Below are 18,884 nucleotides of genomic sequence, written 5' to 3'. Positions count from 1 at the left end.
CTACGCATTTTGTGCGGCACTGATGATGGCGGTAAAGGAGTCGTACGACAATGACGCGCCGCCGACGAGTGCGCCGTCCACATAAGGTACTGCGAAGATGTCGGCTGCGTTGTCCGCCTTCACACTTCCGCCGTAAAGGACGCGGATTTTAACATCGCTTCCGCACAAAGACAAGATTTCTTTGTAGATGAATGCGTGCATGTCGGCAATCTGTCCGACGGTGGCGACTTTGCCTGTACCGATTGCCCAAACCGGCTCGTAGGCAACAGCGATGTTTTTGGTATTCAAACCTTGCAGGATGGAAAGCTGGTGGGCGATGACTTCGTGTTCTTTGCCGGCTTCGCGCTCTTCGAGGCTTTCACCGACGCACAATAATGGGATGAGTCCGACGTTGAGGACGTTTTCCATTTTGCGGCGTTGGATTTCGTTTTTTTCGCCGAAATAAAGGCTGCGTTCGGAGTGTCCGATGAGGACGATGTCTGTGCCGATGTCGGCGAGCATTTCGGCGGACACTTCGCCGGTGTATGCGCCGTTGTTGGGGAAGCGGCTCACGTCTTGGGCGCAGGTGAGGATGCGGTTGTTTAAGACGATTTGCATGGCGTTGTGCAGTTGCAGCAGGTAAACGGTCGGGGCGGCGAGTCCGATGAGGACGCGTTCGGCGGTGGGGAGGATGCGGAAGCGGTGCATCAGTGCGTTGTTGTTCTGGAGCCGGCCGTTCATTTTCCAGTTGCCGATGACCCATTTTTGATCCCACATTCCGATTTGGTGATACATCTTTTTTGCTCCGTGTCGTGTTTTTTCTGTCTGCCGCGTGTGGCGCGTTGCAATGTGAAGTTTAGTGGATATGCGGCGGGTTCGCAACTTGAGAGCGGGCGGCTGCGGGAGCGGTTTGGAATGCTGTTTCGGGCAGGCTGTTTTATAATGGCCGCCTGATATGTATGCAAATATGGGAGATGTGATGCACGCGCTTCATTTTTCGGCTTCGGACAAGGTCGCGCTTTATCGTGAGGTGTTGCCGCAGATTGAGTCTGTGGTGGCGGACGAGGCGGATTGGGTGGCGAATTTGGCGAACACGGCGGCGGTTTTGAAGGAGGCGTTCGGCTGGTTTTGGGTGGGTTTTTATTTGGTCGATACGCGTTCGGACGAATTGGTTTTGGCACCGTTTCAGGGGCCTTTGGCGTGTACGCGGATTCCGTTCGGACGCGGGGTGTGCGGTCAGGCTTGGGCGAAGGGTGAAACGGCGGTTGTTAAGGATGTGAACGCGCATCCCGACCATATTGCCTGTTCGTCTTTGTCGCGTTCGGAAATTGTGGTTCCGCTGTTTTCAGACGGCCGCTGTATCGGCGTGTTGGACGCGGACAGCGAACATTTGGCGCAGTTTGATGAGGCGGATGCTTTGTATTTGGGCGAACTGGCGAAGATTTTGGAGAAGCGGTTTGAGGCTTCGCGTCAGGCGGCTTGAGACTGGCAAAACGGGCGGGCTTCGCGTACCGAAGTTGGCGCGGCGGTAGTGTGGTTTTATAATGCCTGCCATTGATAAAACAATTATTTGACGGAGCACTAAATGGATTTTGAAAAAGCGCGGTTCAATATGGTCGAACAGCAGATCCGTCCTTGGGATGTGTTGGATTTTGACGTGTTGGACGCTTTGGCGGAGATTCCGCGCGAGCGTTTCGTGAACGGGTCTTTGCAGGGTTTGGCGTATGCGGATATGGAGCTGCCGCTTGCCAACGGTCATAAGATGCTCGAGCCGAAAGTCGTGGCGCGGCTGGCGCAGGGTTTGAAGCTGACTAAAAATGATACGGTTTTGGAAATCGGTACAGGCTCGGGCTATGCGACCGCGCTTTTGGCAAAATTGGCGGGCAAAGTGGTTTCGGACGACCTCGATGCCGAACAGCAAAACCGTGCAAAAGCGGTGTTGGACGGCTTGGCTTTGGACAATATCGATTATGTGCAAAACAACGGACTGACCGGGCCTTCCGCAGGTGCGCCGTTTGATGCGGTTTACGTCGGCGGCGCGGTAAACCTTGTGCCTGAAGTGTTGAAAGAACAGTTGAAGGACGGCGGTCGTATGGCGGTTATCGTAGGACGCAAGCCTGTTCAACGCGCGCTTTTGATTACGCGTCAAGGCGATACGTTTGAAGAGAAGGCGCTGTTCGATACTTTGGTGGCGCATTTGGACGATAAGGATACTCATCCTTTCGACAGTTTTAATTTTTGATGTTCGGATTGTGATGCCGTCTGAAAGCAGATTGCGTTTCAGACGGCATTTTGCTCGATTGGGGAAAGGAAACCCGATGGATATTGTGCAACTCTCGCCGTTGGCACTGAAAATTTGGATGGATGAGGGACGGGTGTTCCGACTGCTGGACGTGCGTACGGACGAAGAAGCGGCGATTTGTTCGCTGCCCGATGCGGTACATATCCCGATGAATCTGATTCCGCTGCGGCAGAACGAGCTGCCGGACGACGGCGTGCCGCTTGTGGTGTATTGCCATCACGGTATCCGCAGCCTGCATACGGCGATGTATTTGGCGGACGCGGGGTTTGAAAACCTGTACAACCTTCAGGGCGGCATCGACGCGTGGGCGGCCGAGATTGACGGCAACATGATACGTTATTGAGGCGGGCATTTCAGACGGCATTCCTTATCGGATACGGTACGGAATGCCGTCTTGATTTATGATGCCAAAAATTCTTTGAGAAACAATAAGACGCACGCCATTTCGTCGGCGGATTCGCGTTGCGTGCCGTTGCCGGTATGACCGCCGCCGTCGGGCGAGTAGAGCCAAGATTGTGTGGAAGTTTCGCGCAGTTTGGCGTAGAACTTGAGCGCGTGGGCGGGATGGACGCGGTCGTCGCTGAGGCTGGTGGTGATGAGCGCTGGCGGATAATCGATGCCGTCTGAAAGATTGTGATACGGCGACAATTCGCCCAGCCAGCGTTTGCAGACTTCGTATTTTTGCGGATTGCCGTATTCGTCCGTCCAGCTTGAACCGGCGGACAGCAGCGGATAACGGATCATGTCGGTCAGCGGCACTTCGCACACCAGCGCGCCTATGCTTTGCGGTTCGCGCACGAAGGCGGCGGCGGTAACCAGGCCGCCGTTGCTGCCGCCCTGCAAACCGATGTGTTTGGGCGAACTGATACCGCGTTCGGACAAATCGCGCACGACGGCAAGCAAATCATCGACGCTTTTGTGTTTGCTGATTCCCTGCGCCGCCTGATGCCAGCGCGGGCCGAACTCGCCGCCGCCGCGTATGTTCGCCAACACGAAGGCGTTGCCCTCTTCCAACCAATATTTGCCGACGCTGCCCAGATAATGCGGCAATTCGGGAATGCCGAAACCGCCGTAGGCATAAACCAGCGTCGGCGTGTCGGACGTGGCGTTTTTGCCGACGTGGAAATAAGGAATGCGCTCGCCGTCGGCTGAAGTCGTCCAAAACTGTTGCACTTCGATGCCGTCTGAAACAAACTGCTGCGGCTGGCGGCGCATGACGGTCAGTTCCATCACGTTCAAATCCAATGCAAACAGCGTCAGCGGCGTGGTGAAATCGCTGGCGGCAAGGTAAACCACATCGCCGCCCCACGGCTGGTCGGTCATTTCCAACGCGCCCGAAGGCAGGCGCGGCAGTTCGACTTCCTGCCATTTGCCATCAGTAAAACGCCACGCTTTCAGACGGCCCTGTACGTTTTCCAGCAGGCTCGCCACCACAAAACGCTTGGTCGTTTCCACGCTTTCCAATGCCTGCGTTTCATCGGGCGCAAACAAAAGCTGCGCCGCGCCCAATTCGCCCCGATTCAGCTTCACCGCCACCAACGCGCCGCTCGGATAGCTTTGGTTCGCGCGGTGCCAGTCTTTACGCAAGGTCAGCAACAGGTGCCCCGCCAGATAGCCGACCACGTCGCAATCGTTGGGCAGGTTTAACGGTTTCGCTTCGCCTTCGGCTGAGACCTGCAAATAGGTTTTGGTGTAAAAACCGTCCGACGCTTCAATCAAATCAATCGGCGAACCCTGCGGATCGAGGTAACGCCACGCGTTCACCATCATGCCGTCTTCGGCAATTTGATACACCGGCAGGCTTTCCTCGAAACTCTTGCCGCGTTCCACCAGCCATACTTCGCGCGGATAGCCCGATTCGGTCAACTGGCGTTCGTCCCAAGCCGGACAGACCCAAACGCTGTTTTCATCGCGCCACGACACATGGTTTTTGCCTGCCGGAAAGTGAAACCCGCCTTCTACCAACTTTCCTGCTTCCAAGTCCACTTCCAGCGTGTACGCCGTATCGCCGCCCGATTTGCTCAGTGTTAATAACGCGCGGTTGGGCTTTTCCACCAAGTGCGACACACCGCCCAAATACACATCGTCGCCGAGCAATTCGTCGAAATCCGCCACCGAAAACAAGATTTTCCACTCAGGATAGCCGGAACGGTACGTCGCCGCCGTACACACGCGGTACACGCCCTTCGGATATTCCGCATCCTGATGGAAATGGTACATCCGCGCGCGGTGTTCCTGACAAAACGGAATCTGCCGTGTGTCCTGCAATTGCGCCAAAATGCCGTCAGACAATTCGCGTGCTTTGTCGTTTTCCAAAAAACGCGCACGCGTTTCGGCATTCGCTTCAGCAGCGAAGTTTTGCGTTTCGGCGGAATCGAGGTTTTCAAAATGGCGGTAGGGGTCGGGGTAGGATTTCATCGGAGTCCTTGAGGGGCAGGCAGGTCTTTAATAATCGGGGAAATGCCGTCTGAAACGGGGTTCGGACGGCATTTCTGCGGCGGCTTTCCGTTGCGGTCAGCGGTGCAGGCGACGCACCAGAATATGCGAGTTCCGTCCGTTGCTGCGGTAGTCTTTGCGCCGCGTTTCGGGCAACTCGTCTTCCGATGCCGTCTGAAAGCCGCGTTCGGCAAACCATTCGCCGGTATTTGTGGACAGTGCGAACAGCCTGCTTATGCCTATGCCGCGCGCCTTATCGATAATGTGGGCAAGCAGGCGTTCGCCGTAGCCGCCGTCCTGTGCCTGCGGTGAGACGGCAAGGCAGGCGATTTCGCCGCAATCGGCTTCGGCAAAGGTTTTCAGGGCGGCGCAACCGTACAGGTTGCCGTCGTGTTCGAGGATGGAAAATTCGGAAATGTGGTTTTCGAGGTATTCGCGGCTGCGGTGCAGCAGGATGCCCTGTTCTTCCAGCGGGCGGATGAGGGCGGCGATGTGCGGAATGTCGCCGCTGTGCGCCTGACGGATGGAGACGAAGGCTTCTTTGGCAATGGATGTGCCGATGCCGTTGCGGGTGAAGAGTTCTTGCAGCAGGCTGCCGTCGGCGGCCCCGTTGAGGATTTGGACGCGGTGCACGCCGCCTTCGAGCGCGGCAACGGCGGACGAAATCAGCCGTCGCGTTTCGCCGCCGGCGTGTTCCGCCAGCGATTGCGCTTCCTGTGCCGAGAGGGTTTCGGCGAGCGTGCCGTCGGGGTGGGAAATGCCGTCTGAAAGGGTCAGGTAAACGAGTTTTTCGGCCTGAAGCGAGACGGCGACGGAAGCGGCAGTTTGAAGCATATCGAGATGGAAGGTTTTGCCGCCGTAGGAATGCCCGAGCGGCGGCAGCCAGACGATATTGCCCGCTTCGAGTTGGAAGCGGAGGGCGGCGGTGTCGGTTTTGCGGATAACGCCCGCGTATTCCATATCGGTTCCGTCAATCACGCCTATCGGACGGGCGGTCAGGAAGTTGCCCGATACGAGCGGGACGGAAGGCGCGCGCGCAAACCCGGAAACGCTGCCGCACAATGCGGCTTCAAAACGGCTGCGGACGGTGCCGGCAAACTGCTGCGCCTGTCCGAGCGAGGTTTCGTCGGTAACGCGCAAACCCCGGCAATAATGCGGCGTGCGGCCTTGCGCGGCGGCGAGGCGGTCGAGGAAGTGGCGTGCGCCGTGGATGAGGATGAGGCGGATGCCCAGTTGCGACAACAGCCCGATGTCGGCGGCGAGCTTGTTTAAGGTATCGCCTTCGAGCAGGCGGTCGTCTATGCCGGCGACCAGTGTCGTGCCGCGCATTTGGCGGATGTAGGGGGCGGCTTCGCGGAAGTGGGCGACAAAGCTGTCGGGCGCGTTCATAGGATGAAGAGGTAGGAAAGCTGCATAATGAGGACGATAAGCGCGAACAGGGTTGCAATAGTCCAGTTGAACCCTTCCTGACGGGCGGGCGCGGCGGGCGGTACGGAAACCTGCGGTGCGGCGGCAGGCGCGGCAGCGGCGGTTGCGGCGGTTGCGGGCGGAATATCGGGCGGGGTTGTGCCGCCGTTGAGGATGCCGGCGATTTCGTCGCGGGAAATCTGTTTTTTGCCGATGGCGTGCGTGCCGATGCGGTGGACGAGTTTGACATCCGAAACAGCTTCGGGCAAATCGTTGAATATGGGTTCTTTCGTGCTTGCCAGATGGTCTTTGGCTTTAAACAGCCCTTCGCATTTTTGGCAGACGACGAAGCCTTGGGCGACATTGAGCTGGGTTTCTTTGACCCAAAGACGGGTTTTGCAGTGGGGGCAGAAACAGGCGGGCATGGTATTTCCTCGTGTGTGTCAGGTTTAATGCCGTCTGAGGCGTAAGGCGGTTCAGACGGCATATGCTTTGTTTTTATCCTGCGCCGTACTGCCGACGGTAGGCTCGGACGGGTTCGAGGAACTGTCCGAATTCGGGGTTGTTTTGCAGCAGTGTGAAGAGGTCGTTCAGGTTGGCGATGGGAACGACGGGCAGTCCGTATTGTTTTTCCACTTCCTGAACGGCGGACAATTCACCCGTGCCTTTTTCCATGCGGTCGAGCGCGATGGCGACGCCGGCGGGGGTTGCACCCTCCGCTTCAATCAGCTTGATCGATTCGCGCACGGATGTTCCGGCGGAAATCACGTCGTCGATAATCAGCACGCGCCCTTTAAGCGGCGCACCGACCAACACGCCGCCTTCGCCGTGGTCTTTGGCTTCTTTGCGGTTGTAGGCAAACGGGACGTTCACGCCTTTTTCCGCCAGCATCATCGCGGTTGCCGCCGCCAAAATAATGCCTTTGTAGGCGGGGCCGAACAGCATATCGAACCCGATGCCGCTTGCGATGATGGATTGCGCGTAAAATTTTGCCAGTTGCAGCGTGGATGCGCCGTCGTTAAAGAGTCCGGCGTTGAAGAAATAGGGCGACCGCCGTCCGGCTTTGGTGGTAAATTCGCCGAATTTCAAAACATTTTGGGCGAGGGAGAATTTGAGGAAATCTTGGCGGAAATCGGTCATTTTGTGCTTTCTGTCAGATATTGGGACGCAGTTGCGATTCTACCGCCCCGTGCGGCGCGCTTCAACTGCCGCCGCCTTGCGCCAAGACACGTTTGAGCTGCTTGAGCGTCTGCCAGGCGCGGGCTTTGAGTTCGGGTTGGCGCAACAGCCGGGCGGGGTGGTCGATGATGAAGAAGGGGCGGCCGGCGCACAAGGTTTCAATCATCGCCTGCCGTTCCGGTTTGACAAACGCCTGTCCGAGGAACAGGACGGCGGGCGCGCGGCAGCCGTCGAGTTCGCGGGCGGTTTGTTCTAGCGCATTTGCGATTGCCGCTTCAGACGGCATCGGGTTGCCGACGGCGGCGGTTTTCACCCAACAGGTTTTGTGAACATAGGCGGCATCGAGCCCTGCGGCCTTGAGGATGTTGTCGAGTAGGATGCCCGGTTTGCCGTGGAACAGCTCGCCGTAAACCATATCTTCGGTCGGCGGACACAGGCTGACGACGGCAAGCTTGGTGATGCCCGAAGCGGCAGGAACGGGGGCAATGCCGTCTGAAAGGCCGAGCGGAGGCGTTTCGGTTTCAGGCGCGGGTTTGCGCGTATGTACAGCGGCTGTTTCCAACACTTTCATGGTTTTGAGCCGTGCCTGACCGGTATGCTGTTCGGGCGGACGCTGCGGAATGCTGAGGACGGTTTGCTTTTGCGGGCGGATTTGTGTCGGGCTTTCCGGCAATGTTGCTGACGGCAGGACGACGGCTCCCCGTTTCAACCACATCGGACCCAAACCCAAGGCTTCGTGCAGGTGGAGGTAGCGCGCGCTTAACATATTTTCTCCATTAAGACGGCATCTTCGGTTTTACCGTCGGCTGTACGGTAATAGTTTTTCCGCCTACCCGCAATGCTGAAGCCGTGTTTGGCATACAGTGCCTGTGCGGCGGTGTTGCCCGCGCGGACTTCGAGCAGCAGGCGTTGCGTGCCTTCGGGCAGGTGTGCGTACCAATATTCGAGCAGGGCGGACGCAACGCCACGGCGGCGGCATTCGGGTGCGGTGGCAATCAGGTGCAGTTCGGATTCGTCGGGCAGGTTCTGCCACACGATAAAGGCGGCAATCCCGCCGTCTTTTTCCGCAAGGAAAACCTGTTCGGACGGCGAAACGAGTGCGGATTCGAATTGGCGTTGCGTCCATGCAGACGGGTTGCAGACGGCATCGAGTGCGGCCAGTGCCGCGCAATCAGCATAAACGGCAAGGCGGATGTTCACGGGCGCGCTCTCCGTTCGGCCTGTTCTTTGGCAGTCAGGGCGATTTTGTTGCGGACGTAGAGCAAACCGGCGTCTGCGGCATGGACGGCAGGATATCCGCCCTTGGCTGCCAATGCGAGAAAGTCGGTGGCAGTCGGCATATCCGGCCTGCCTGAAAACGGCGGGACCTCTTCCAGCGCGAACGCGCTGCCTATGCCGTCTGAAAAGGCACATCCCTCCGGCAGCCGGATGTCTGCCGCCCGCCCGACCTGATAATCGCTCAAACGGCGGCAGTTCAGTGTATCGAACCATGCATAAAACACTTCGCCCATACGAGCGTCCGTAGCGGCAAGGATGCAGCTTTGCGGCGGCGGCAGCGAGGCGGCGGCATCGAGCGAGGGTACGCCGATTAAAGGGGTATCAAACGGCGTTGCCAAACCCTGAGCCACGCCGATGCCGATACGCAGGCCGGTAAACGCGCCGGGACCTTTCGCATAAACAATCGCCCCCAAATCGGCGGCGGTAATGCCCGCATTTCGGAATAGGGTGCGGATTTCCGGCAGGATCAGTTCGGACTGGCGGCTGCCGGCCTCCTGATGGAACAGGCGGGTTTCGCCGTCGGCGCGCAGCGCGAGCGACAAATAGGAAGTTCCGGTATCGACGGCGAGGACGGGGCGGTTGAAATCGGCTTGCATGGTGTGGTTCTCGTTGGTTCAGACGGCATTATATAGTGAAACCGGCTTGCCTGCCGTGCCGTCGTGTCCTAGGGCGGTATGGCGCAAAAATGCCGTCCGAACGGTAAATTATCGTGTTCGGACGGCATTTTTCAAATGCTACTGTTTGCCGGCGATGCCGATTTCGTGAACCTTTTCCCCTATCTTCACGGTTGCCGAGCCGGCGATTTCTTGGGCGCGGTCGCCGAAAAGGGCGAGGTGGTAAGTGCCTTTTTCTTCGCTGCCGTAGCGCGTGTCGCCCAAAATGACGGCGTATAATTTTTCATCTGCTTTGAGTTCGGCGGAGGCAAGCTCGACATTCTGCTCAGGTGTTTTCAGGTGTTCGATTTTGCCGTGTCCCTGTTTGGCGGCGAAATCTATGGTATAGGTCAGTTTTCCGCCGGCATCGTCGGAGCTGAATGCTTTGCCGTGATACTCGGCTTTGCCGCCGGGCAGTTGGTTGAAGGCGGTATGTTCTCCGCCCAAACCGCTGACAAGGAAGGAGCGTTGGTTTATCAGGCTGTCGATTTTGTCGGGGTTGTTGATTTTTTCAATCTGTAGGGCAACGACGGCGGAGTGGTCCTGTTTGTATATTTGAAATTCGCCGCTTGCCAGCGTGATGGTTTGTCCGTCCACTTCGATTTTTTGCACGAAGTCGAAGCGGCTGATTTTGTCGTTCTTCAGTTTGCCCGTGTTGAGGCTGTTGTCTTTACCGCCGGCTTTGAAAGTTTTTTCCGCACCTTGTGCCGACAGGGTCAGTGTTCCGTTTTGGGGAATGGAGTCTTCCAATGTCAGGGATTTCAAACCTTTGTCTTTATGGTCGAGCGGTGCGGTTAGTGCATCGGCAAGCCCCGTGCCGATGTCGGCGGCGACACCGCCGCTTCCGCCGCCTCCGCTGCTGCAGGCGGTCAGAATCAGGGTGGCGGTCAGGGAAAGGCAGCAGAAGGCAGTTCGGTTCACAGGTTTACTCCCAGTCATACGCAGAATAGATAATATATAAACGTTTTGGTTGCGGTATCTTTTTTGCATACTGCATCAATGAGGCAGGTCAAAGAAGCAAAAATCAAATACCGTCCGAACAACGGTTCAGACGGTATTTTGTTTACAGGCAACCTGTTATTTGACGATTTGGTTCAATTCGCCCTTGGCATAACGGTTTGCCATTTTTTCCAAGGAAACAGGTTTGATTTTGCCTGCCTGACCTTCGCAGCCGAACGCAAGATAGCGGTCGAGGCAGATTTGCTTCATGGCCTCAATGGTTTTGCTCAGGTATTTGCGCGGGTCAAAGTCGGACGGGTTTTCAGCAAGGTAGCGGCGTACCGCGCCGGTGGAAGCAAGGCGCAAGTCGGTATCGATATTGACTTTGCGCACGCCGTGTTTGATGCCTTCGACGATTTCTTCAACCGGCACGCCGTAGGTTTCGCCGATATTGCCGCCGTATTCGTTGATGACTTTCAGCCATTCTTGCGGAACGGAGCTGGAGCCGTGCATCACGATGTGTGTATTGGGCAGGGCTTGGTGGATTTCTTTGATGCGGTCGATACGCAATACGTCGCCTGTGGGCGGACGGGTGAATTTGTATGCGCCGTGGCTGGTGCCGACGGCAATCGCCAATGCGTCAACGCCGGTATCTTTAACGAAACGCACGGCATCTTCGACGCTGGTCAACATTTGGTCGTGGGAAAGCTTGCCTACTGCGCCTACGCCGTCTTCTTCGCCTGCTTCGCCGGTTTCGAGGTTGCCCAATACGCCGATTTCGCCTTCGACAGACACGCCGCAAGCGTGGGAGAAGTTAACCACGGTACGGGTGGCATTGACGTTGTATTCGTAAGAAGAAGGGGTTTTGCCGTCTTCCATCAGCGAGCCGTCCATCATCACGGAGGAGAAGCCCAGTTGGATGGAGCGTTGGCATACATCAGGAGATGCGCCGTGGTCTTGGTGCATCACGACAGGGATGTGCGGGAATTCTTCGACTGCGGCCAAAATCAGATGGCGCAGGAATGGGGCACCTGCGTATTTGCGTGCGCCTGCGGATGCTTGAACGATAACGGGGGCGTTGACTTGGTCGGCCGCCTCCATGATGGCGCGCATCTGTTCGAGGTTGTTAACGTTGAATGCAGGCAGACCGTAGCTGTTTTCGGCGGCGTGGTCGAGCAGTTGGCGCATGGATACGAGTGCCATTTTTGTCTCCTTGGGCAGTGGGGGTAAATAAGTTGGATTATAATGTTTTTTGCGGCAAAAAACTACAAACCGCTACATTGATTTTATGTTAACGATAACGGCGGGCGGACGGGTCGGATTTTGGGTGGTTCGGGGTTTTGGTGTGTCGTTTATGATAATGTTTTCACTGGTTTTTTGATATTTGTGTGGGACGGTTATGGTTTTGGACGGGTTTGCGGCGCATTTTGACGCTTATTTGGAAAACATCGTGCGCGAGGGTAAGTCGGAACACACGGTTGCGGCATACCGGCGCGATTTGGAAGAACTGTTTGCGCTGTTGGCACAAATGCCGTCTGAAGATGAAGGCGGCGTGCCGCAGGACTTGTCGCGGCGCGATTTTACGGCGGCGTTGCGGCGGCTGTCGCAGCGCGGTTTGAATGCGCGGACGCTGGCGCGCAAGCTGTCGTCTTGGCGGCAGTATTGCGCCTGGCTGGTCAAACGCGGGCTGATGCGCGCCGACCCGACCGCCGACATCAAACCGCCGAAGCAGCCCGAGCGCGTACCCAAAGCCCTGCCGCAGGAATGGCTGAACCGGATGCTGGATTTGCCCGTGGACGGCGGCGACCCGCTGGCGGTACGCGATCACGCGCTGTTCGAGCTGATGTACGGCAGCGGTTTGCGCGTGAGCGAGATACACGGCTTGAATGCAGATGATGTATATTTGGACGAGGCGTGGGTGCACGTTACCGGCAAAGGGAGCAAGCAGCGTCAGGTGCCGCTGACCGGCAAAAGCGTGGAAGCCCTGAAAAACTATCTGCCGCTGCGTCAGACGGCATCGGACGGCAAAGCCCTGTTTACCGGCAGGAACGGCACGCGCCTGAGCCAACGCCAAATCCAAAAACGCCTCGAATCGTGGGCGGTGAAACACGGCGACGGCAGGCACGTTTCGCCGCATATGATGCGCCACAGCTATGCCGGACACCTGTTGCAGGCTTCGCGCGACATCAGGGCGGTGCAGGAGCTGCTCGGACACAGCAGCCTTTCGACCACGCAGATTTACACCAAGCTCGATTTCGACCACATCGCCCGCCTCTATGACGAAGCCCACCCGCGCGCCAAGCGGCAGGACGAATGACATACGGCAAAATCAGCCGTCAGCCGCACACTCTTGATATATAATTGACCGTTGCACCCGGACGACACATAAAAAAAGACACACCATGAACCCAAGCCCCCTACTCGACCTGATTGACAGCCCGCAAGACCTGCGCCGCCTGGATAAAAAACAGTTGCCCCAAGTCGCCGCCGAGCTGCGCGCCTTTCTGTTGGAATCTGTCGGGCAGACCGGCGGGCATTTCGCCAGCAATTTGGGCGCGGTCGAATTGACGGTTGCGCTGCACTACGTTTACAACACGCCCGAAGACAAGCTGGTGTGGGATGTCGGACACCAAAGCTATCCGCACAAAATCCTCACCGGCAGAAAAAACCAGATGCACACGATGCGCCAATACGGCGGTTTGGCGGGTTTTCCGAAACGTTGCGAGTCCGAGTACGACGCGTTCGGCGTGGGGCATTCCTCCACCTCCATCGGCGCGGCGTTGGGTATGGCGGCGGCAGACAAACTCTTGGGCAGCGACCGCCGCAGCGTCGCGATTATCGGCGACGGCGCGATGACGGCGGGTCAGGCGTTTGAAGCCTTGAACTGCGCGGGCGATATGGATGTGGATTTGCTGGTCGTCCTCAACGACAATGAAATGTCGATTTCCCCCAACGTTGGCGCGCTGCCGAAATACCTCGCCAGCAACGTCGTACGCGATATGCACGGACTGTTGAGTACCATCAAAGCCCAGTCGAGCAAAGTCTTGGACAAGCTGCCCGGCGCGATGGAGTTTGCCCAAAAAGTCGAACACAAAATCAAAACGCTGGCGGGCGAGGCGGAACACGCCAAACAGTCGCTGTCTCTGTTTGAAAACTTCGGCTTCCGCTACACCGGCCCCGTGGACGGACACAACGTCGAACATCTGGTGGACGTATTGAAAGACTTGCGCGGCCGCAAAGGCCCTCAGCTTCTGCACGTCATAACCAAAAAGGGCAACGGCTACAAACTCGCCGAAAACGACCCCGTCAAATACCACGCCGTTGCCAACCTGCCCAAAGAAGGCGCGGCACAAATGCCGTCTGAAAAAGAACCCAAGCCCGCCGCCAAACCGACCTATACGCAAGTGTTCGGCAAATGGCTGTGCGACCAAGCGGCGGCAGATTCCCGATTGGTTGCGATTACCCCCGCCATGCGCGAGGGCAGCGGACTGGTTGAATTCGAACAACGATTCCCCGACCGTTATTTCGATGTCGGTATTGCCGAGCAGCACGCCGTTACCTTTGCCGGCGGTTTGGCTTGCGAAGGGATGAAGCCTGTCGTGGCGATTTATTCCACCTTTTTACAACGCGCCTACGACCAACTGGTGCACGACATCGCCCTGCAAAACCTGCCCGTTTTGTTTGCCGTCGACCGCGCTGGCATCGTCGGCGCGGACGGCCCGACCCATGCCGGTTTGTACGATTTGAGCTTCTTGCGCTGCGTGCCGAACATGATTGTTGCCGCACCGAGCGATGAAAACGAATGCCGCCTGCTGCTTTCGACCTGCTATCAGGCGGATGCGCCCGCCGCCGTCCGCTATCCGCGCGGCACGGGTACGGGCGCGCCCGTTTCAGACGGCATGGAAACCGTGGAAATCGGCAAGGGCATTATCCGCCGCCAAGGCGAGAAAACCGCATTCATCGCCTTCGGCAGTATGGTCTCCCCCGCATTGGCGGTTGCCGACAAACTGAACGCCACCGTCGCCGATATGCGCTTCGTCAAACCGATAGACGAGGAACTCATCGTCCGTCTCGCCCAAAGCCACGATTACATCGTTACCGCCGAAGAAAACGCCGAACAGGGCGGCGCGGGCAGCGCGGTGCTGGAAGTATTGGCGAAACACGGCATCTGCAAACCCGTTTTGCTGCTGGGCGTTGCCGATACCGTAACCGGACACGGCGACCCGAAAAAATTGTTGGACGATTTGGGCTTGAGTGCCGAAGCGGTGGAACGGCGTGTGAACGGTTGGTCGGCACGTCAGGTCTGAACGGATACGGAAATGCCGTCTGAAACCCGATTCGGGCTTCAGACGGCATTGTTGCGGTTTTGTTCGGCAAGCTTACCAAATTCCGTCAAAGTTCCTCGTACCGCGCCAGAATTTCCACCTGTCTGCAGCGGTAAACGTCAGCGTGCCGCCGTTTAATCCGTCTGTGGCGATGTCCAGCCGTTTGATTTTGCCGGTGCGGACGGCTTCGTAGATCGGTGCGAACCAGCGTTCTTCCCACTGCTGCAATATTGCCGCATACCGTTCCCTGTCCCCTGTCAGGGCGGTCAGGCGCAAATCGTCCATAAACAGGATATGGTGCGTGTCGGGTAGGTATGCCGCCGTTTCTTCGTAGATGCGGAAACTGTCGGGCAATGCGCGGCGGTCGGGGTGGAAACGGCTCCAAACTGTATCGGCGAAAAGCGTGCCGCCTTGCGCGCCGCCGTTTGTGCAGTCCCAAAGCCATAAGCCGTTCAATTCGGGCAGCCCGCGTTTTTTGCGGTTATGGTTGACGGGGTGCGCCGCCAGCCACATTTGGATTTCGGTTTGGACGCGCAGCCATTCCAACGCGTCTTCCCCGTCTGGCTGATCGTCCGCGCCCAACAGTCCGCCCAAGTCCAAAACGGGCTTCGCCCCCCAGCGGTATGGCCGTTGCATGGAAATCAGCCATAATTCGGGTAGGATAGGCGTAAAATGCCAGGAAATGTCTCGGTAAAATTCAGACAGGTCAAAACAAAGGCGTTCGGCCTCGCCTTTTCCGATGTCCAAATATTCCGCCGTCAATACATTTGCCTGATGCATCCCCATTTTCTGCCAGACGGGCGTGGCGAGCGCGACGGCTTCAGACGGCATATTCAGGCTTTGCGCCGCGCGTTCCGCCAGTCTGCCGCACCACAAATAACGCGCGTAAAATGCCGAAGCCGTGCAGCTTTGGCGGTGCAGCGAGCCGTATTGCAGGATTTTGTTGAAGGCGTGCAGGCAGAGAGGTATTCGGATTTCGTCTTCATCCAAATTGAGCGAGGGGAGGGCGAGGGTGAGTTTCATCGTTTGACGTTTCAGAAATGCAGGTCAGGCGCAACATTATAGAGGATTCGGCGCAAACGCCGTCAAAAAGGAACAATATGGCTGTCTTCCCACTTTCGGCAAAACATCGGAAATACGCGCTGCGCGCGCTTGCCGTTTCGATTATTTTGGTGTCGGCGGCATACATTGCTTCGACAGAGAGGACGGAGCGCGTCAGACCGCAGCGCGTGGAACAAAAACTGCCGCCGCTGTCTTGGGAGGGAAGCGACGTTCAGACGGCATATTGGGTGCAGGAGGCGGTGCAGCCGGGCGACTCGCTGGCGGACGTGCTGGCGCGTTCGGGTATGGCGCGGGACGAGATTGCCCGAATCACGGAAAAATATGGCGGCGAAGCCGATTTGCGGCATTTGCGTGCCGACCAGTCGGTTCATGTTTTGGTCGGCGGCGACGGCGGCGCGCGCGAAGTGCAGTTTTTTACCGACGAAGACGGCGAGCGCAATCTGGTCGCTTTGGAAAAAAAAGGCGGCATATGGCGGCGGTCGGCTGCTGAGGCGGATATGAAGGTTTTGCCGACGCTGCGTTCGGTCGTGGTCAAAACTTCGGCGCGCGGCGCGTTGGCTCAGGCGGAAGTACCCGTCGAAATCCGCGAATCCTTAAGCGGGATTTTCGCCGGCCGCTTCAGCCTTGACGGTTTGAAGGAAGGCGATGCCGTGCGCCTGCTTTACGACAGCCTGTATTTCCACGGGCAGCAGATGGCGACGGGCGATATTCTGGCGGCGGAAGTCGTCAAGGGCGGCACAAGGCATCAGGCGTTCTATTACCGTTCGGACAAGGAAGGAGGAGGGGGCGGCAATTATTACGATGAAGACGGCAGGGTATTGCAGGAAAAAGGCGGCTTCAACATCGAGCCGCTGGCCTATACGCGCATTTCTTCGCCGTTCGGCTACCGTATGCACCCCATCCTGCACACTTGGCGGCTGCACACGGGCATCGATTATGCCGCACCGCAGGGAACGCCGGTCAGGGCTTCCGCCGACGGCGTGATTACCTTTAAAGGCCGGAAGGGCGGATACGGCAACGCGGTGATGATACGCCACGCCAACGGTGTGGAAACGCTGTACGCGCATTTGAGCGCGTTTTCGCAGGCACAAGGCAATGTGCGCGGCGGCGAGGTCATCGGTTTTGTCGGTTCGACCGGGCGTTCGACCGGGCCGCACCTGCATTACGAGGCGCGCATCAACGGGCAGCCCGTCAATCCTGTTTCGGTCGCATTGCCGACACCCGAATTGACGCAGGCGGACAAGGCGGCGTTTGCCGCGCAGAAACAGAAGGCGGACGCGCTGCTTGCGCGCTTGCGCGGCATACCGGTTACCGTGTCGCAATCGGATTGAAGTTTGAACCGCGACGACAAAAACAATGCCGTCTGAAAATCTGCAAACAGGTTTTCAGACGGTATTTATAGTGGATTAACAAAAATCAGTACGGTGTTGTCTCGCCTTGCCGTACTACGCGCCTCCAATGCAGAAGAATAGAAAATGCCGTCTGAAAAAATCAGACGGCATTTTATCGGAAGCGCATCAGAAAAAACGGATAGCGATATATGCGGTAAAAGCAAGGGCAACTACATAGATAAACCCCTTTATAAATTCAAAAGTCTCATCTATATCACTATATTTTTCTTTCAGTTTGTCAGATTTTCGATAACGTTTCATTTTCAAGACCACTTTATGACCGACAAGACCATAAATATTATTCTCAAAGCCGCCGACAAAGCAAGCGGACAGTTCCAGCGCGTCAGCAAAGCCGCAAGCGTCTTGGTTTGTACTGTCTGCGGCTTCGTCGCCTTGTTCTGATTTTTGTTAATCCACTATGTAGTTGGTTAAAATAAAACTAAGCCAAGGAAGCACTGCCGTCATTCCCGTACCGGCGGGAATCCGGACACCACGGCACGGAAACCCATCCGCCGTCATTCCCGCGAAAGCGGGAATCTAGAAACACAACGCGGCAGGAGTTTATCGGAAATGACTGAAACCCAACGCACCGGATTCCCGCTTTCGCGGGAATGGCGAAGTGGCGGGAATCCGGATTTATCCGTTCCGGCAGTGTTTGCAAATAAAAGAAAACCCAACCGTCCCGATTCCCGGCAGGGCTGTTTACGGATTTTGCAGCGAGGGCACGGAGCGGTCTTGCACCTGTTTGGTTTGCAGGGCCGTCAGTTTTTTCGTTAGCAGATTCAGTATCACGCCGTAGGCAGGCAGGAAGAAGAGGGTGCAGACGGTGAGTTTGAACAGGTAATCGACAAATGCGATGCCCTGCCAGTTTGCCGCCATAAATTCATCGCTGCTGGCGTAAAAGGCAACGGCAAAAAACACTAACGTGTCCAGTGCATTGCCGATGACGGTTGATGCGGTCGGTGCAATCCACCACGCTTTCAGACGACGTAATTTGTTGAATACAAAAATATCAAGGATTTGTCCGAGCGCGTAGGCGGCAAAGCTGGCCAAGGCGATGCGTCCGACAAAGGTGTTGAATTCGGACAGCGCGCCCAAGCCTGTCCAACTGCCGTTGTGGAACAAAACGGAAAAGATGTAGGAAAGCAAAAGGGCGGGGAACATGACCCAAAAGATAATCCGCCGTGCCAAGTGCGAACCGAAAATGCGGACGGTCAAGTCGGTGGCGAGGAAGATGAAGGGAAAGGAAAACGCACCCCAAGTGGTGTGGATGCCGAAAATTTGGAAGGGGAACTGCACCAGATAGTTGCTTGCGGCGATGATGAGGATATGGAAAAGCACCAGCCAGAAGAGTGCCTTCTGTTGCTGTGCGGCAGTAAATGCGTACATAAAAAACCTTTCGAAAAGGCGTTCAGACGGCATATCAAAGGAATGCCGTCTGAAATATGGGAAGGATGGTTTATTGTGCGTCGTGCTCAAACAGGCGTTTGCGTGCCAATGCTTCAAACTCTGTGCCTGCTTTGCCGTAATTGGCGAAAGGATGAATGGCGATGCCGCCGCGCGGTGTGAACTCGCCGAACACTTCGATGTATTTTGGATCCATCAGGGCGATGAGGTCTTTCATAATGATGTTGACGCAGTCTTCATGAAAATCGCCGTGGTTGCGGAAGCTGAAGAGGTAGAGTTTCAGAGATTTGCTTTCCACCATTTTGATGTGCGGAATGTAGCGGATGTAGATGGTGGCGAAGTCGGGCTGCCCGGTCATGGGGCAGAGGCTGGTGAATTCGGGGCAGACGAATTTGACGAAATAGTCGTTGTCGGGATGTTTGTTGTCGAACGCTTCCAAAATTTCGGGCGCGTATTCGGCCGGATATTGGGTTTTTTGATTGCCCAAAAGCGAGATGCCTTGCAGCTCTTCGTTGTTGCGGGACAT

At 56.8% G+C, this 18,884-nt stretch carries 20 protein-coding genes; 7 read left to right on the top strand and 13 right to left on the bottom strand.

Annotated elements, in window-relative coordinates:
* Positions 1-774, bottom strand: a complete 774-nt coding sequence (gene tpiA, locus Q3O06_RS06185) for a triose-phosphate isomerase (RefSeq protein WP_301818113.1) — start codon at positions 772-774, stop codon at positions 1-3.
* A gap of 184 nt (positions 775-958) precedes the next feature.
* On the opposite strand from tpiA, the gene msrC reads away from it, so the two are divergent.
* The 3 genes from msrC (at position 959) to Q3O06_RS06170 (ending at position 2,624) form a co-directional block, all read left to right on the top strand.
* Positions 959-1,462, top strand: coding sequence for a free L-methionine (R)-S-oxide reductase MsrC (msrC, locus tag Q3O06_RS06180; RefSeq protein ID WP_502572640.1), 504 nt, complete (start codon positions 959-961; stop codon positions 1,460-1,462).
* 102 nt (positions 1,463-1,564) lie between these two features.
* The gene (locus Q3O06_RS06175) at positions 1,565-2,221 is read left to right on the top strand and encodes a protein-L-isoaspartate O-methyltransferase family protein (protein ID WP_196428581.1); all 657 of its coding nucleotides are present in this window, start codon (positions 1,565-1,567) and stop codon (positions 2,219-2,221) included.
* Positions 2,222-2,297: 76 nt separating this feature from the next.
* Positions 2,298-2,624, top strand: coding sequence for a rhodanese-like domain-containing protein (locus Q3O06_RS06170; RefSeq protein WP_301818147.1), 327 nt, complete (start codon positions 2,298-2,300; stop codon positions 2,622-2,624).
* A gap of 56 nt (positions 2,625-2,680) precedes the next feature.
* On the opposite strand, the gene Q3O06_RS06165 is transcribed toward Q3O06_RS06170, so the two are convergent.
* The 9 genes from Q3O06_RS06165 to fba all read right to left on the bottom strand — a co-directional run bounded on the left by Q3O06_RS06165 (position 2,681) and on the right by fba (position 11,376).
* Entirely contained in the window at positions 2,681-4,699 is a 2,019-nt protein-coding gene (locus Q3O06_RS06165; protein ID WP_301818111.1) for a prolyl oligopeptidase family serine peptidase, read from the bottom strand.
* A gap of 96 nt (positions 4,700-4,795) precedes the next feature.
* Entirely contained in the window at positions 4,796-6,106 is a 1,311-nt protein-coding gene (gene argA, locus Q3O06_RS06160) for an amino-acid N-acetyltransferase (RefSeq protein ID WP_301818110.1), read from the bottom strand.
* Positions 6,103-6,549, bottom strand: a complete 447-nt coding sequence (locus tag Q3O06_RS06155) for an MJ0042-type zinc finger domain-containing protein (RefSeq protein WP_301818109.1) — start codon at positions 6,547-6,549, stop codon at positions 6,103-6,105. Before Q3O06_RS06155 ends, argA begins: the two co-directional genes overlap by 4 nt.
* A 73-nt stretch (positions 6,550-6,622) precedes the next feature.
* The gene (gene pyrE, locus Q3O06_RS06150; RefSeq protein WP_301818108.1) at positions 6,623-7,264 is read right to left on the bottom strand and encodes an orotate phosphoribosyltransferase; all 642 of its coding nucleotides are present in this window, start codon (positions 7,262-7,264) and stop codon (positions 6,623-6,625) included.
* Between the two features lie 61 nt (positions 7,265-7,325).
* Positions 7,326-8,069 (bottom strand): uracil-DNA glycosylase family protein, encoded by a 744-nt coding sequence (locus tag Q3O06_RS06145; protein WP_301818107.1) that lies wholly within the window; start codon positions 8,067-8,069, stop codon positions 7,326-7,328.
* The gene (rimI, locus tag Q3O06_RS06140) at positions 8,063-8,503 is read right to left on the bottom strand and encodes a ribosomal protein S18-alanine N-acetyltransferase (RefSeq protein ID WP_301818106.1); all 441 of its coding nucleotides are present in this window, start codon (positions 8,501-8,503) and stop codon (positions 8,063-8,065) included. The genes Q3O06_RS06145 and rimI overlap by 7 nt, the downstream gene beginning before the upstream one ends.
* Positions 8,500-9,177 (bottom strand): tRNA (adenosine(37)-N6)-threonylcarbamoyltransferase complex dimerization subunit type 1 TsaB, encoded by a 678-nt coding sequence (tsaB, locus tag Q3O06_RS06135; RefSeq protein WP_301818105.1) that lies wholly within the window; start codon positions 9,175-9,177, stop codon positions 8,500-8,502. The genes rimI and tsaB overlap by 4 nt, the downstream gene beginning before the upstream one ends.
* 138 nt (positions 9,178-9,315) lie before the next feature.
* On the bottom strand, positions 9,316-10,155 hold the full coding sequence (locus tag Q3O06_RS06130) for a factor H-binding protein (protein WP_301818104.1): 840 nt from the start codon (positions 10,153-10,155) through the stop codon (positions 9,316-9,318).
* A 156-nt stretch (positions 10,156-10,311) separates the two neighbouring features.
* Entirely contained in the window at positions 10,312-11,376 is a 1,065-nt protein-coding gene (gene fba / locus Q3O06_RS06125) for a class II fructose-bisphosphate aldolase (protein WP_002219833.1), read from the bottom strand.
* A gap of 196 nt (positions 11,377-11,572) precedes the next feature.
* On the opposite strand from fba, the gene xerC reads away from it, so the two are divergent.
* Entirely contained in the window at positions 11,573-12,490 is a 918-nt protein-coding gene (gene xerC, locus Q3O06_RS06120) for a tyrosine recombinase XerC (RefSeq protein WP_301818103.1), read from the top strand.
* Positions 12,491-12,575: 85 nt separating this feature from the next.
* Complete coding sequence (gene dxs / locus Q3O06_RS06115) at positions 12,576-14,480, top strand: 1-deoxy-D-xylulose-5-phosphate synthase (protein WP_301818102.1); 1,905 nt, start codon at positions 12,576-12,578, stop codon at positions 14,478-14,480.
* A 72-nt stretch (positions 14,481-14,552) separates the two neighbouring features.
* Here the strand turns inward: dxs and Q3O06_RS06110 are convergent, their stop codons facing one another.
* Positions 14,553-15,521: a hypothetical protein gene (locus tag Q3O06_RS06110; RefSeq protein ID WP_301818101.1), complete on the bottom strand. Its 969-nt coding sequence runs from the start codon at positions 15,519-15,521 to the stop codon at positions 14,553-14,555.
* Positions 15,522-15,598: 77 nt separating this feature from the next.
* Between Q3O06_RS06110 and Q3O06_RS06105 the strand changes: the two genes are divergently transcribed.
* Entirely contained in the window at positions 15,599-16,891 is a 1,293-nt protein-coding gene (locus Q3O06_RS06105; RefSeq protein ID WP_301818100.1) for a DD-carboxypeptidase/endopeptidase Mpg, read from the top strand.
* 336 nt (positions 16,892-17,227) lie between these two features.
* Positions 17,228-17,353 (top strand): hypothetical protein, encoded by a 126-nt coding sequence (locus Q3O06_RS06100; protein WP_300906326.1) that lies wholly within the window; start codon positions 17,228-17,230, stop codon positions 17,351-17,353.
* Between the two features lie 300 nt (positions 17,354-17,653).
* Here Q3O06_RS06100 and Q3O06_RS06095 read toward each other — a convergent pair whose 3' ends face one another.
* Positions 17,654-18,340, bottom strand: a complete 687-nt coding sequence (locus Q3O06_RS06095; protein WP_301818146.1) for a 7-cyano-7-deazaguanine/7-aminomethyl-7-deazaguanine transporter — start codon at positions 18,338-18,340, stop codon at positions 17,654-17,656.
* 70 nt (positions 18,341-18,410) lie between these two features.
* Positions 18,411-18,884 (bottom strand): preQ(1) synthase, encoded by a 474-nt coding sequence (queF, locus tag Q3O06_RS06090; protein WP_301818099.1) that lies wholly within the window; start codon positions 18,882-18,884, stop codon positions 18,411-18,413.

It is taken from the genome of Neisseria maigaei (genome assembly GCF_958267405.1).
GTDB classification, from domain to species: domain Bacteria; phylum Pseudomonadota; class Gammaproteobacteria; order Burkholderiales; family Neisseriaceae; genus Neisseria; species Neisseria bergeri.
Note: the sequence above shows the minus strand (reverse complement) of the source record. Positions and strands in the feature narration are given on the sequence as shown.

Coding starts and splice junctions, on each gene's coding strand:
- tpiA (WP_301818113.1), bottom strand. CDS start 774: ATGTATCACCAAATCGGAATGTGGGATCAAAAATGGGTCATCGGCAAC.
- msrC (WP_502572640.1), top strand. CDS start 959: ATGCACGCGCTTCATTTTTCGGCTTCGGACAAGGTCGCGCTTTATCGT.
- Q3O06_RS06175 (WP_196428581.1), top strand. CDS start 1,565: ATGGATTTTGAAAAAGCGCGGTTCAATATGGTCGAACAGCAGATCCGT.
- Q3O06_RS06170 (WP_301818147.1), top strand. CDS start 2,298: ATGGATATTGTGCAACTCTCGCCGTTGGCACTGAAAATTTGGATGGAT.
- Q3O06_RS06165 (WP_301818111.1), bottom strand. CDS start 4,699: ATGAAATCCTACCCCGACCCCTACCGCCATTTTGAAAACCTCGATTCC.
- argA (WP_301818110.1), bottom strand. CDS start 6,106: ATGAACGCGCCCGACAGCTTTGTCGCCCACTTCCGCGAAGCCGCCCCC.
- Q3O06_RS06155 (WP_301818109.1), bottom strand. CDS start 6,549: ATGCCCGCCTGTTTCTGCCCCCACTGCAAAACCCGTCTTTGGGTCAAA.
- pyrE (WP_301818108.1), bottom strand. CDS start 7,264: ATGACCGATTTCCGCCAAGATTTCCTCAAATTCTCCCTCGCCCAAAAT.
- Q3O06_RS06145 (WP_301818107.1), bottom strand. CDS start 8,069: ATGTTAAGCGCGCGCTACCTCCACCTGCACGAAGCCTTGGGTTTGGGT.
- tsaB (WP_301818105.1), bottom strand. CDS start 9,177: ATGCAAGCCGATTTCAACCGCCCCGTCCTCGCCGTCGATACCGGAACT.
- fba (WP_002219833.1), bottom strand. CDS start 11,376: ATGGCACTCGTATCCATGCGCCAACTGCTCGACCACGCCGCCGAAAAC.
- xerC (WP_301818103.1), top strand. CDS start 11,573: ATGGTTTTGGACGGGTTTGCGGCGCATTTTGACGCTTATTTGGAAAAC.
- dxs (WP_301818102.1), top strand. CDS start 12,576: ATGAACCCAAGCCCCCTACTCGACCTGATTGACAGCCCGCAAGACCTG.
- Q3O06_RS06110 (WP_301818101.1), bottom strand. CDS start 15,521: ATGAAACTCACCCTCGCCCTCCCCTCGCTCAATTTGGATGAAGACGAA.
- Q3O06_RS06105 (WP_301818100.1), top strand. CDS start 15,599: ATGGCTGTCTTCCCACTTTCGGCAAAACATCGGAAATACGCGCTGCGC.
- Q3O06_RS06100 (WP_300906326.1), top strand. CDS start 17,228: ATGACCGACAAGACCATAAATATTATTCTCAAAGCCGCCGACAAAGCA.
- Q3O06_RS06095 (WP_301818146.1), bottom strand. CDS start 18,340: ATGTACGCATTTACTGCCGCACAGCAACAGAAGGCACTCTTCTGGCTG.
- queF (WP_301818099.1), bottom strand. CDS start 18,884: ATGTCCCGCAACAACGAAGAGCTGCAAGGCATCTCGCTTTTGGGCAAT.